The 13,454-nt window shown below is 64.6% G+C and carries 10 protein-coding genes; 8 read left to right on the plus strand and 2 right to left on the minus strand.

From position 1 onward, the window contains the following. Nucleotides 1–104 precede the first annotated feature (104 nt). The 4 genes from ISP20_RS17685 (at nucleotide 105) to ISP20_RS17700 (ending at nucleotide 3,506) form a co-directional block, all read left to right on the plus strand. The gene (locus ISP20_RS17685; RefSeq protein WP_204637452.1) at nucleotides 105–686 is read left to right on the plus strand and encodes a TetR/AcrR family transcriptional regulator; all 582 of its coding nucleotides are present in this window, start codon (nucleotides 105–107) and stop codon (nucleotides 684–686) included. Beyond that, nucleotides 670–2,091 carry a nitrilase-related carbon-nitrogen hydrolase gene (locus tag ISP20_RS17690; protein WP_204637453.1) on the plus strand — a complete coding sequence of 474 codons (1,422 nt, stop codon included), beginning with the start codon at nucleotides 670–672 and terminating at the stop codon, nucleotides 2,089–2,091. The genes ISP20_RS17685 and ISP20_RS17690 overlap by 17 nt, the downstream gene beginning before the upstream one ends. An 87-nt stretch (nucleotides 2,092–2,178) precedes the next feature. Beyond that, nucleotides 2,179–2,652: a carboxymuconolactone decarboxylase family protein gene (locus ISP20_RS17695; protein ID WP_204637454.1), complete on the plus strand. Its 474-nt coding sequence runs from the start codon at nucleotides 2,179–2,181 to the stop codon at nucleotides 2,650–2,652. Further along, entirely contained in the window at nucleotides 2,652–3,506 is an 855-nt protein-coding gene (locus tag ISP20_RS17700; RefSeq protein WP_204637455.1) for a sigma-70 family RNA polymerase sigma factor, read from the plus strand. Before ISP20_RS17695 ends, ISP20_RS17700 begins: the two co-directional genes overlap by 1 nt. A gap of 470 nt (nucleotides 3,507–3,976) precedes the next feature. Here the strand turns inward: ISP20_RS17700 and ISP20_RS17705 are convergent, their stop codons facing one another. After that, on the minus strand, nucleotides 3,977–6,433 hold the full coding sequence (locus tag ISP20_RS17705) for a TonB-dependent receptor plug domain-containing protein (RefSeq protein WP_204637456.1): 2,457 nt from the start codon (nucleotides 6,431–6,433) through the stop codon (nucleotides 3,977–3,979). Between the two features lie 341 nt (nucleotides 6,434–6,774). On the opposite strand from ISP20_RS17705, the gene ISP20_RS17710 reads away from it, so the two are divergent. The 4 genes from ISP20_RS17710 to ISP20_RS17725 are packed head-to-tail and all read left to right on the plus strand — an operon-like array spanning nucleotide 6,775 to nucleotide 11,363. Beyond that, nucleotides 6,775–7,224 carry a DUF3574 domain-containing protein gene (locus ISP20_RS17710; protein WP_204637457.1) on the plus strand — a complete coding sequence of 150 codons (450 nt, stop codon included), beginning with the start codon at nucleotides 6,775–6,777 and terminating at the stop codon, nucleotides 7,222–7,224. Nucleotide 7,225: 1 nt separating this feature from the next. After that, the gene (locus tag ISP20_RS17715) at nucleotides 7,226–8,818 is read left to right on the plus strand and encodes a SulP family inorganic anion transporter (protein WP_204637458.1); all 1,593 of its coding nucleotides are present in this window, start codon (nucleotides 7,226–7,228) and stop codon (nucleotides 8,816–8,818) included. Nucleotides 8,819–8,820: 2 nt separating this feature from the next. Further along, nucleotides 8,821–10,116: a dicarboxylate/amino acid:cation symporter gene (locus tag ISP20_RS17720; RefSeq protein WP_239536104.1), complete on the plus strand. Its 1,296-nt coding sequence runs from the start codon at nucleotides 8,821–8,823 to the stop codon at nucleotides 10,114–10,116. Between the two features lie 44 nt (nucleotides 10,117–10,160). Continuing rightward, complete coding sequence (locus tag ISP20_RS17725; protein ID WP_204637460.1) at nucleotides 10,161–11,363, plus strand: threonine synthase; 1,203 nt, start codon at nucleotides 10,161–10,163, stop codon at nucleotides 11,361–11,363. A 2-nt stretch (nucleotides 11,364–11,365) separates the two neighbouring features. Here ISP20_RS17725 and ISP20_RS17730 read toward each other — a convergent pair whose 3' ends face one another. Then, nucleotides 11,366–13,453 carry an oxidoreductase gene (locus ISP20_RS17730; protein WP_204637461.1) on the minus strand — a complete coding sequence of 696 codons (2,088 nt, stop codon included), beginning with the start codon at nucleotides 13,451–13,453 and terminating at the stop codon, nucleotides 11,366–11,368. Between the last annotated feature and the right edge of the window lies 1 nt (nucleotide 13,454).

Raw genomic sequence — 13,454 nt, forward strand, 5'->3', positions numbered from 1 at the left:
GTGCCGGTGGGCCGCGGTCGCGCACAAGTGCGCTTCCACAGTTGGCGACGGCTAGCCCGGAAGTCCCGTTGTGGCCGGCGGAATTCTTTGTATACACTGTATACATGACCCGTCTGACTACCGCCGAGAAGATCCTCCGTGCCGCCCATCAGCTGTTCGATGGCGAGGGCGTCGAGGCCGTGACGATGCGCCGCGTGGCCGATGCCGTGGGGATTACCCCGATGGCGATCTATCGCCACTTTCCCAATCGCGATGCGCTGCTGAAGCGGCTGTCGGACGACAGCTTCAACGCCGTCGCGCACGAATGGAAGGCGCGCTCGCGCAGCCGTGACCTGATCAAGCGGCTGATCGCGATCGCCGAGCCTTATCTGGATTACGCGCTGGCGCATCCGCATCTGTTCGACCACGCCTTTTCGGTGCGTCGCGACGATGCACGGCGCTATCCGGAGGATTTCCGTGCCGGCCTTTCGCCGACGTTCAACGTGGTGGTCGATGCGGTGAACGATGCGATGGCGGGTGGTGCGTTGAAACACGACGATCCGCACGACGTCGCCATGGCGATCTGGGCGCAGCAGCATGGCTTGATCGCGCTCTATCGCGCGGGACGTTTCAGTTACGACGAAAAGCAGTTTCGCGCCTTCTATCAACAATCACTGGAGAAGTTGATCCATGGCCTCAAAGCCTGACACTGTCGGATGGCCGGTGGGAGTCGCAGCCACTGCGTTGGCTGCTTTGGCCTGGTGGTTTGCCAGCGGCGTGGAGCCGCAATGGTGGTTGGCCTGGCTGGCGCCGCTGCCGGTGTTGTGGCTCGCGCCGCGCGTGGGTGCGCGATGGGCGGCGCTGGCTGGGTTCGCGGCCTATGCCGCCGGCGGTTTGAATGTATGGAGTTATTTGCACGCGGCGGTCGGTTTGCCGACGCTGCCTGTCATTGGCTTCATCCTGGTCGGCGGCGTGATGCTGGCGCTGTGCGTGCTGCTGTATCGGCACCTGCTGCTGCGTGGGCGCACGGTCGCGGCGGTATTGTCGGTGCCGGCGCTGTGGGTCGCCTGCGAGTACGTCATCAGCCTGCTGTCGCCGCACTCCACGTTCTTCAATATCGGTTATACCCAGTCTGACGCGCTGCCTGTCATCCAGATCGCGGCGGTGACGGGCCTGTGGGGCATCGGTTTCCTGGTGCTGCTGGTGCCCGCTGCCATCGCTGCGCAGACGTGGTCGCCCGCTCCGCGTCGCGATCGCGTAATCGCAGGTGCGCTGGCGGCGCTGGCGGTCGTCGCTACCGTCGTCTATGGCGGCTGGCGCTTGCAGGAACCGGCCACCTCCTCGCTGCGAATCGGTCTGGCCTCGCTGCTGGGTCCAATGCGTTCTGCCGACAGTGCCGAAGGCCAGGCGTTGCAGTCGCGCTACGCGGACGCTATGGGTCGCCTTGCCGATGCCGGCGCGAAGATCGTGTTGATTCCCGAGACTTCGTTCGGTGCGCAAGACCCGACTATTCCCGCATTCAAACAACTGGCGGGACTACGCGGGTTGATCGTGGCCTCCGGCATCGATTTCAAGAACGCCGCGCAGCCCGAGCGCAACATGCTCTCGGTGATCCAGCCCGGTGCCCAGTCCCCGGCCACCTATAACAAGCATCACCTGTTGCTGGGGCTCGAGCACTACACGCCCGGCGACACCTACACCATGCTCGACGGCAGCCCGCGCACTGGCCTGGCCATCTGCAAGGACATGGACTTCCATGACACCGGGCACGCCTACGCGTCGCGTCATACGCAATTGCTGCTGGTTCCCGCATCGGATTTCGATGTCGATGGCTGGTTGCACAGCCGCATGGCCATCATGCGTGGTGTGGAGAGCGGGTTCGCCATTGCGCGAGCGGCACGTGGCGGACGCCTCACCTTGAGCGACGATCGTGGCCGGGTCGTGGCGGAAGCCTCTAGCGAGCATCGCGATGCGGAGCTGGTGGGCGACCTGCCATTGCACGACACCTCCACGCTGTATGGGCGTTGGGGCGACTGGTTCGTGTATCTGGTGCTGGTGGGGTTGGCGGCCTGTCTGGCGATGGCGGTGCTGCCTCGTCGCGCCCGTCGCTGAGCGGACAAGGCCCTTGGCCATGGGCGCATGTCACGCCCGGGCGCGGCGGTTCGTCATGTCTATGGACCATCCCCAAGGAGTTCCGTAATGACTGACAAGATCAACCTGTTTGCGGCCGCACCCGTGCTGATGCAGGAGTGGCAGCGGGCCATGATGTCGCTCTCCGAGGCCGCCAGCTTCGAGCCCAGCCTGTGCGAGCTGGTGAAGTTGCGCGCCTCGCAGATCAACGGCTGCGCCAACTGCATCAACCTGCACTACGTCGAAGCCACCGAGAACGGCGAGACAGGGCAGCGCATCGCCTTGTTGCCTGCGTGGCGCGAGGCGCCTTGCTATTCCGAGCGGGAACGCGCCGCGCTGGGCTGGACCGAGGCCATGACGCGCCTGTCCGATGGCCAGGACCATGCCGCCGCCTACGACGCCCTCAAAACCGCGTTCACGGAAGAAGAGCAGGTCAAGCTCACCCTGACCATCAACATCATCAACGGCTGGAACCGCATCGCGGTCGGCTTTGGACTGTGGGTGGATCCCGCCGTGATCAAGGCGAGCAGGGCGGCCGCGTGATGAACCGGGCAGACTTGAACGACGCAGCGCTGGATTTCAATGCCATGCGCCCGAAACTGTTGCGTGTCGCCTACCGGATGCTCGGCTCGGTGGGCGACGCCGAAGACATCGTGCAGGATGCCTTCATTCGCTGGATGGCGGTGGACCGGCTCGCGGTGCGCGAACCGGGGGCGTATCTGCGCTGCACCGTGACGCGCCTGTGCCTCGACCAGCTCAAGTCTGCGCGCCATCAACGCGAGATCTATGTCGGTACGTGGCTTCCCGAACCGCTGGTGGAAGACGTCGACCACGACGACATCACCCTGCCGTTGATGCTGGTGCTCGAACGCCTGTCGCCACTCGAACGAGCGGCATTCCTGTTGCACGATGTGTTCGGCGTGCCGTTCGAGGAGATTGCGACCACCCTGGACAGGGACGCCACCGCCTGCCGCCAGCTCGCCACGCGGGCCCGCAATCACGTGCGGGAGGCGCGGCCACGCTTCAAGATCGAAAAGAAGCGCGCGTTGCAGATTGCCGAAGCATTCTTTCGGGCCTCACGCGAGGGTGATCTGAACACGCTGGGCACGCTGCTGACGGCGGACGTGAGCCTGCATGCCGACGGCGGCGGAAAGCGTCCCGCGGTGGCCGAACCCATCATGGGCTACCGCGCGGTGATGGAAGCCATGGAGCGCCTGGCGGCGCTTGTGCTGAAGAACCGCTCGACGTTGATCCGCACCGTTTACATCAACGGCTTGCCGGGCTTCATCACGCTGGAAGCCGATGGCCAGTACCAGACCACGGCGCTGGATACGGACGGCGAGAAGATCGCGGGCATCTACGTGGTGCGTAATCCGGACAAGTTGAAGCATCTATGATCGTTGCGAGGCTTGATCGCGCTCGGAGCTTGTTTAAAAGCTCCATTCTTGCCACTCGTCATTCCGGCGCAGGCCGGAATCCAGTGGCGATGCATTGGGTCTTGGCGCCGCGCTCAACGCTGGCTGTCATTGGGCGCTAGCCGTCCACTGAGGCCACTGGATTCCGGCCTGCGCCGGAATGACGGTGAGGGCAATGGATACTGAGGCGAGAATCCCGGGGGTCTTGGCACCGCGCTCAACGCGGGCTGTCATTGGGCGCTAGCCGTCCACTGAGACCACTGGATTCCGGCCTGCGCCGGAATGTCGGTGAGGGGAAGTGGATACGGAGGCGAGAATCCAGGGGTCTTGGCGCCGCGCGCAACGCGGGCGGTCATTGGGCGCTAGCCGTCCGCTGAAGGCTACTGGATTCCGGCCTGCGCCGGAATGACGGTGAGGGGAAGTGGATACGGAGGCGAGAATCCAAGCGGTGTTCAGAACGTATAGCGCACCCGTCCGTACCAGTAGGCACCGTTGCTGCCGATCGGCGAGATCACGTCGTACGGGAAATTGCCGCCGTAGTTGATGTCGCTGTTGGAGCGGGTGGGGTATTGATTGGTGACGTTGTCGCCGCCGAGGGCGAAGCTGAGGCGATCGGTGGCGCGGTATTCCACTTCGACATCCAGCTGGAAACGCGGTGCGTAGGTCTGCGTGGGAATGTAGCCGTCGCCGAAATCGAACACGCGCGTGGTGGCGCCCTGGCGGGTGACGCGGCCCAGCAGGCCCCACTGCTTGTTGTCCCACTTGGCAGTGAAGCTGCCGCGCTGGCGCGGTGCGGCGTCGGTCAAGGTGTTGCGCGCTTCCACGCCGAACAGCACGTTGTCGGCACCCGCAGCGATCAATGCGGCCGGGGTCGCCTCGACACTGCGGATCTGGGTGTTGTTGTGGCTGTAGGCCAGGGTGAGTAAAAGGTTGCCGTTGGCGACGGTGGTGCGATAGTTGCCCACCAGTTCGGCGCCGCGGGTGATCGTGTTCACGGCGTTGGTGAAGAACTGCACGCTCTGCACGCCGGCCACGCCGAAGTTCTGCTGGATGTATTGCTCCAATCCATCGTTGTCGATGGTCTCGGACAAGGTCACGCGGTGGTCGATGGCAATCTGGTACGCGTCGAGCGAGAAGTCGAAGGCGCTGCCGAGTTGGCCGGTGATGCCGAGGCTGAAGTTGCGCGACTTCTCCGGCTTCAGCGGTTGGGCGCCCAGGTCGCGGGCTAGCGGGTTGTTGACCGACAGGATGCGGCCTGTGACCAGCTTGCCGTCCGCGCCATAGCCGGTAGTGGTGGCTTCGTAGCCGATCTGGCTCAGCGACGGCGCACGCAGATTGTTGGAGGCTGCGCCGCGCAGCGCGAAGCCGGGCGCAAATTCCCAGCGCGCGCTGAGCTTGCCGCTCCAGTTGCCGCCGAAATCGCTGTAGTGCTCGTAGCGGCCCGCGGCATCGGCAAAGAAGGTGTCGGTGATGTCGCTGGAGACTTCGGCATAGGCGGCCTGCACGCGGCGCGAGAGATCGGCCGCATCCTGCGGCTGCAAACCGCCGCCGGCCTGCGCCCCGGCAGGCGCGTCGATGGGGCCGACCGCGTAGGACGCCGGATCGCCCGCGCCGGTGCGGAAGGTTTCATAGCGGTACTCGGTACCGACCGCCAAGGTGAGCGGCCTGCCGGCCACGTCGTACTGGCGGTTGGCATCGAGATTGGCCGTGCTCTGGTTGAACGCGTAGCTGCCGATATGGAAATACGTGGGGCTCTGCGCGCCCAGCGAGGCATTCAACGAATCGCGCAGGTCGTAGTCGAACGCGTTCCTGCCCCAGTTGAGGCTGCCGTCGTAGTTCCAGTCGCCCAGCGTGCCGCGCACGCCGCCGGCGGTCTGGGCATCGCGGTTGTGGCCGATGGATTGTGGAAGATAGCCATCCGGATAGATCGAAGGCACGTTCGCATCGCTGTCGGGATAACGGAAATAGTTGTCGCCGATGGTGTGGCGCTGCGTATAGGTGCCGAAGGCGTACAGGCTGGCGTGCTCGTTCAACGGTAGCTCGCCGTTGAACCAGCCGTTGTAACTCTCATTGGGCGGATCGCCCGCCGCGTAGTTGCGCTGCCCTTGCAGGGCGAGATTGGCCGGGGTGGGATCGGCGATGAAATCAGGCACGGTGTCGTAGCCGGCGCGATTGGTGCCCGCATGGTGGCTGGTCTCCACGCCCGCGTGGAAAAAACCGCTGCCCCACAGCGTGGTACCGAAATCCGCGGCGGCATAGCCGCCCTGGCCATCGGTGATCTCGCGATCGGTCGGGCGAAAGTGCGTGTGGTAGGCGCCGTAATCCGCCGAGACCTCGCCTCCGCTGGGCGCATCCTTGAGGATGATGTTGATCACGCCCGCAATCGCATCGGAGCCATACTGCGCACCGGCGCCATCGCGCAGCACTTCGACGCGCTTGATCGCGCTGATGGGGATGGCGTTGAAGTCGACCGGCGTGGTGCCGTTGCCGATCTTGGTATCGGTGTTGACCAGCGCCGAGGTGTGGAAGCGCTTGCCGTTCACCAGCACGAGCACTTCATCCGGCGACAGCCCGCGTAGTTGGGCCGCTCGCACATGATCCGATCCGCCCGAGTTGGATTGGCGGGGGAAGTTGAACGAAGGCAGTAGCACGGCAAGTGCTGCGCCCAGTTCGCCGTTGACCGCGCCTGCGTTGCGCAGATCCTGCTCGCTCAACACATCCACGGGCACCGGCGAGTCCAGCGAGGTGCGATTGCTGGCGCGCACGCCGGTGACCACCACTTGATCCAGGGTCTTGGCCTGGGTATCGCCGGACTGCGATTGCGCATAGGTCGCCGGTGCGGCCAGCGTACTGGCCACGAGAACGGTGAGCAGGCGAACGCGCGTGGGCGCGGTGGAGTGGATCGACATGACGAATTCCTCAGGGTGCAACGGTCCATAGCGCGAGCTGCGAAGCCGGCACGGAAGGCGATGAATAAGTGGAGGCGAGCGCCGAGGTCGGGCGCAGACGGTTGCTAGGCCGGACAACATCGCCGCATGGCGATGCCATGCGGCGCGTGCAGGTTCTCAAGCATGTTTTCCGTCATCGTCGACAAACCTGATCCCCGGGTACTGCTGGCAGTGGGCTGGCCCCGCTCGGCGGCCGGCAGTTATTTGTTGCATTGCGGAAGTTATGTTGTCAATACTTCGCGAAGAAAACCGTTCCATCGGTCTATCCGTATAGATGTCCAAATTGGTATGAGGAAATAGCCATGAATCATTTGCGTTGCGCGGGAGCGCTGCTGGCGGTCGCGCTGCTTTCGGGTTGCGTCGCCTCGGTGGCTCCGGCATCCGCCACCTTGCATGGCGATCCGGCACATCCCGCGCAAACGCAGGCCTGGGTGGATACGAAGCTGTACTTCGGGCTCGGCCTCTTCGACGATGCCGCCAGTGGCGTCAGCGAGCAGCGCTGGCGCGACTTTCTCGATGCCGAGGTGACGCCGCGGTTTCCCGATGGCCTGAGCGTGGTCGACGTCTATGGCCAGTGGCAGGGCAAGGGGCAGACGGCGCCGGAGCGCCTGCGATCGAAAATGTTGGTGATCGATTATCCGGATACGGCCGAGAATCGCGCTAAGGTGGAGGCTATCCGTGCCGCTTGGAAACAGCGCACGGGCGACCAGTCCGTGCTGCGGGTGACGCAGCCTGCCGAGGTGTCGTTCTGAGATGAGCAGCATTCGTTCGCAACGTTGGCTCTCGCCGGGCGACGTCAATGGCTTTCTCGGGCTGGTGGTCGACAACCTGTCGATCATGGCCTTCCTGGCGACGGCGTTGATCGGCATCTTCGGTTTTCCCGCCGATATCGTGTTCCTGCGGATGTTCCCCGGCACGACCTTCGGCGTGTTGCTGGGCAACCTGGCCTATACCGCGATGGCGCGCCGCCTGGCGAAGCAGACGGGCCGCGACGATGTCACCGCCATGCCGCTGGGCCTGGATGCGCCCACCAGTATCGGCATGGCCTTGCTGGTGCTCGGTCCGGCGTTCCTGCAGTTCAAGCAAGGCGGGCTCGATGAACATGCTGCCGCGATCGCCACCTGGCAGCTGGGCATGGCGTCGCTGGTGATCATGGGTGTGCTGAAGTTCGTGCTGTCCTTCTTTGGCGGCATGGTGCAGCGGCATGTGCCGCGCGCGGGCCTGCTCGGTTCCATTGCGGGCATTGCGCTGGTGTTGATGGGCTTTCTTCCGTTGGTGGAGATTCTCAAGGTGCCGATGGTGGGCCTGGCCGGCCTGGGCGTGGTGCTGTATGCGCTGGTGGCGCGCGCACGCATGCCGTGGGGCTTGCCCGGTGTGTTGGTGGCGTTTGTGGTCGCGGCGCTGCTGTATTACGTGCTCGGTCCGCTGGGCTGGCTGGGTACGGGCTATCACCCGCCGGTGGCATGGCAGTGGCGTTTTGCCTTGCCGCTGCCGACCTTGCAATGGGTCAACGGTCTGGCGGCGGCGACGCCTTACCTGCCGTTAATTCTGCCGTTCGGCTTGTTGATGGTGGTGGGCGGCATCAATGTCACGGAAAGCGCACGCGTGGCCGGCGACGATTACCGCACGCGCGATATTCTCCTGGTGGAAGCCCTGGCAACCCTGGTGGCAGGTTTTTGCGGCGGCGTGGCGCAGACCACGCCTTACATCGGCCAGCCGTCGTACAAGGCGATGGGCGCGCGCAGCGGCTACACGTTGCTGACGGGCCTGGTGATCGGTCTGGGCGGCGTGTTCGGTTATCTCTCCAACCTGGTCGAGCTGCTGCCGCTGTCGGTGCTGGCGCCGATCCTGGTGTTCGTAGCGATCGGCATCACCGTGCAGGCCTTCGAAGCGACGCCGGTGCGTTACGCGGCGGCGGTGGTGTTCAGTTTCTTCCCGGCGATCGCGCGCATGGTGACGATCAAGCTGAGCGATCCCACTTACGTGCCGAGCGATCGCTACGGCGCGCTGTTCGCCGAGCACAGCCACGGCATTTCCGAGCTGGCGGTGATCACGGTGCTGGGCAACGGTTTCATCATCACGTCGATGATCTGGGCGAGTTTCCTGGTGTCGCTGATCGATGGCCGCACGCTACGAGCGGCGGGCATTCTGCTGATCGGCGGGGCCCTGAGCCTGTTCGGCATCATTCATTCGGTGCAGATCAGCGGTGGCGTCTATCTGCCCTGGTCGCTGGATGATCTCTCGCGACAGCTGGTGTGGCAGTTCGCCGGGGCCTACGCGGTGCTGGCCATCGTGTTGAGCCTGCTTTCGTTGGCTGCGTCGCGCGAACGGCATGCGTCTGCGTGAAGATGCAGCAGGGCGATAAGCCGCGGCTCCCGGCAGGTACCGGGAGACACGGCTTCACGCTGGCCTTGGTGGCGGCGACGGTGCTTGGCGTCGCCGTGGGTTGGATCTGCAACCGCACGCTCAGTGCGGAGCGCTCCGTTGCGGTGGCCGCCGATCTCTCTCTCATCACGGAGGCGTTCCTGCGCCTCATCAAGATGATCGTTGCGCCCCTGGTGTTCGCCTCGCTGGTGTCGGCGGTGGCGCGCATGGGTGGCGCGGCGGAGATCGGGCGCATCGGCATTCGCACACTGCTTTGGTTCTTCGTGGCCTCCTGTGTGTCGCTCACGGTGGGCTTGCTGATGGCCCACTGGCTACAACCCGGAGCGGCGCTGCATGGCACGCCGGCGTTTGCACAACTGCCAGCGACGACGGGAATTGCGGGCGCGAGTCCGGGCTTTTCGCTGGCGGATTTCATGACCCACCTGATTCCCCGCTCCATCGTCGAGGCCATGGCGAACAACGAGATCCTGCAGATCGTGGTGTTCTCGTTGTTCATCGGCGTAGCGGCGGCTGCGTTGAAGGAGAAGGCGCAACGCTTTGTCGAGCTGATCGAGTCGCTGGCCGCGATCATGTTCAAGATGACGGACTATGTGATGAAGGTCGCGCCGTTGGCGATCTTCGCTGCGCTGGCCAGTTCGATCTGCCTGCATGGCATCGGCATCATCGGAACGTACGCCCGTTTCGTCGCCGGCTTCTATCTTTCGCTGGCCATCCTGTGGGTGCTGCTGCTGGCCGCGCTGAGCCTGATCATCGGATCGCGCAGCTTGCGTCTGTTGGCCGGCATCCGGCAGACGGTGCTGCTGGCGTTTGCCACCTCCTCGTCGGAAGCGGCGTATCCGCGCCTGCTCGAACAACTGGTGGCGTTCGGCATACCGCGGCGCATCGCCAGCTTCGTGTTGCCGCTGGGTTACTCGTTCAATCTCGATGGCGCGATGATGTATTGCACGTTCGCCATCCTGTTCATCGCGCAGGCCTACGGCGTGGAACTCAGCATCGGGCAGCAGATCACGCTGTTCGGCCTGCTCATGCTCACCACCAAGGGGCTGGCCGGCGTGCCGCGCGCCGCCATCGCGGTGGTGGCCGTCACGCTGCACTACTTTCATCTGCCGGACGCCGGCCTGGCGCTGGTGCTGGCAGTCGATCACATCCTGGACATGGGCCGCTCGGCCACCAACATCGTCGGCAACTCGGTGGCTGCCGCTGCGGTAGCGTCGTGGGAGCGGCAGCTAAACGCGCCGTCCGTGGACGAGCACCCATGAACGATTCCGTTCGTCGTTTCGCTTTCCATCCTTAGCGAGGTCGTATGCCTGCCATTGCCTATCTCGAGTGTTCCCGCTGCCATGCGCGTCTGCCCGCCGACGTGCCGCAGACCCTGTGCACGCAATGTCCCGAGCAGCCTGCGGGCGCGCTCTACGTGAGGTACGACCTCACGCCTCTGCAAGGCAGCTCGCCGGCCGATGTGGTGAATGGCGGCGATGCGTCGACGCCCTGGCGCGGCATGTGGCGTTACCGCGCCGTGCTGCCCGAGGTCACTCCGGTGACGTTGGGCGAAGGCTGGACGCCGATGCTGCGCAGCAAGCGTCACGGCGAACTGTTCCTCAAGGAGGAGGGCGCCAACCCCACAGGATCGTTCAAGGCGCGTGGGCTGGCGTTGGCGGTGACCATGGCGCGGCATTACGGCTTGCGCAAGCTGGCCATTCCCTCGGCTGGCAACGCGGCCGGTGCGCTGGCGGCGTATGCGGCGGCGTCGGATATCGAAGCGCATATCTTCATGCCGCGCGACGTGCCGCTCGCCAATATGGTGGAAGCGACGGCGTACGGCGCCAAGGTGACGTTGGTGGACGGCGTGATTTCCGATTGCGCACGCATCGTCGGCGAGCGCAAAGCGGAGGAAGGCTGGTTCGATATTTCCACGCTGAAGGAACCGTTCCGCGTGGAAGGCAAGAAGACCATGGGCTATGAACTGGTCGAACAACTGGGTTGGGAATACCCCGATGCCGTGTTCTATCCCACCGGTGGCGGCGTCGGTTTGATCGGCATGTGGAAAGCGTTCGACGAACTCGAACAGCTGGGTTGGGTCAAGCCGGGCAAGCGGCCGCGCATGTTCGCCATTCAATCGTCGGGATGCGCGCCGGTGGTGCGGGCTTTCGATGAAGGCGCCGCCGTCAGCCAGATGTGGAAGGACCCCAAGACCGCGGCTTCCGGCCTGCGCGTGCCCAAGGCGTACGGCGACTACATCATCCTGGACATACTCCGGGCATCCGGCGGCAAGGCTGTCGCGGTATCGGATGAGGACACCTTTGCATCGCTGCGCGATTGGGCCGCGAACGAAGGGATCTTGCTATCGCCCGAAGGAGCCGCGGCCACCGCCGCCTATGCGCAGCTGATCGCCTCGGGCGACCTGAAGAAGTCCGATCGCGTGGTCATCTTCAACACCGGTGCAGGCTTGAAGTACACCGATGTCATCGCCCCTGCGCTCGGCTTGTCGCTCACGCAAGGTACGTGACCTCACGCGGGCGTCTCTCGTCGCAGGTCATCCGGATCGGCGGTGTGGAAGTGCCGCTTGAACGCCACTTCGCCGGTCACCGGTTCCTGCAACTCGCGTGCATAGCGGTGCCCGGCGTAGATCGCATGCGCGATCAGGCCGGGCGCCTCGGCATCGCCAATGCAGCGCACGGAGCGGATGCCGGCACCGCCCCAGTCACCCAGACGTAGCAACAGCTGCTGGTATAGCGCGTCGTCGGGCAGGCGCGAGGTGATGGTGACAATGGCATCGCAAGGACGTTCGGTCCGCTGCTCGTCCCACTCGTGCTCCAGTGTCAGCGTCGAACCGTCGAAGCCGGCGATGTTGTGCGACACGATGGCCTCGATGCCAAGCTTGGCCATGCGCTTGCGGATATGGCGGTAGTCGAGCGTGTTGACGCTCCATGGGGCGATGCTGTCTTCCGGCGTCACGTAGGCGACCTCGCAACCGCGTGCGCGCAGCAGCTCGGCCGCCACGCTGGCGTAGTAGAAGCCATCGTCGTCGAATACCGTGACGCGGCCTTCCGGCAGGCGACCATCCATCAGGTCATCGAGCGTGAATACGCGCGCATGGTCCGCCAGACCGGGAATGCCCAAGCCATTGCTGCGTCCGAAACCATCGCGCCTCCAGTGGCAACCGGTGGCCAACACCACATGCTCGGCGCCGAAATCGATCACGTCCTGCGCGGTGAGCGGCGAATCGAGATAGACGCTCACGTTGTTGAGTTTGCCGATCTGCCCCACGCGCCAGTCGCGCACACGCGCCCATTCGGCCAGGCCGGGCAGGCGGGCTTCGCGGGTGACGCGGCCGCCCAGTTCCTTGCGCGATTCGGCCAGGCTCACGTCGTGGCCGCGCTGGCCAAGCGCACGCGCTGCCTCCAAACCCGCCGGTCCACCGCCGACCACCAGCACGCGGGTGGGTTGGGGGGCGGGACGAATGCGCTCGGGATGCCAGCCCTTGCGCCACTCCTCGCCCATGCTCGGATTCTGCGTGCAGCGGATCGGCGAGATGGTCATGTCGCCGGAAACGCAGATATTGCAGCCGATGCATTCGCGGATATCGTCGACTCGGCCTTCCTCGATCTTCCGGGGCAGATAAGGATCGGCGATGGACGGACGGGCCGCGCCAATCAGGTCGATCACGCCGCGCCGGATCTGCGACACCATCGTATCGGGCGAGGTGAACCGGCCCACGCCGACCACCGGCTTGGTGGTGGTTTTCTTGACGAAGTCGATGAACGGCTCCTGCGCGCCTTCGGTGGCGAAGCGCGACGGCACCGAGTCGTTGTACCAGGCGGCGAGATTGACGTCCCACAGATCAGGCAGCTCGGCCAGCATGCCGACGATGTCCTGTGCTTCGGCCAACTCGACACCGCCAGGCCCCAACAATTCCTCGGTGGCAAACCGCAGCGCGACAGCGCAGGTATCGCCCACGGCATCGCGCGTGTCCTGCAGCACTTCGCGCAGCAGGCGCACGCGGTTCTCCAGTGAGCCGCCGTATTCGTCGCTGCGCTGGTTGCGGCGGCGCTGCAGGAAGTGCATCGGCAGCGACAAATCGTGCGCGGCGTAGACATAGATGATGTCCATGCCCGCACGCTTGCCGCGCAAGGCGGCCTCGCGATGCCAGCGGCGGTATTCGCGGATGTCGTGTAGGGTCATTGCACGGGCTTGCGATGGATAACCGTATTTCGATACCTGATGCGAAGGGCCGAGCAGCACTTCGCGCGAATACAGATTGGAAGCCGTTGGGCCGTTGTGCGATAGCTCTAGCGCGGCGAGCGCACCGTGCGCGTGCACCTTGTCGCACATCAGCGCGAGCGCGGGAATGTCGCGGTCGTCCCACAGGCGCGCTTCGACGTAAGGCGTGAGATCGCTGCTGGGATGGATCTCGCATTCTTCGGTCGAAACCACCGCCCAGCCACCTTCGGCCTTGATCTCGCGCATCGCAGCGTGCGCAAGCGGCATCGCGTGACCCATGCCGTTGCAATGCGGTACCTGGAAGAAGCGATTCTTGGCCGTGACTGGGCCGATCTTCACCGGCGTAAACAAGATGTCGTAGCGTGGATCTCTCATC

Source organism: Dyella kyungheensis (genome assembly GCF_016905005.1).
In the GTDB taxonomy this organism is placed as follows: Bacteria; Pseudomonadota; Gammaproteobacteria; order Xanthomonadales; family Rhodanobacteraceae; genus Dyella; species Dyella kyungheensis.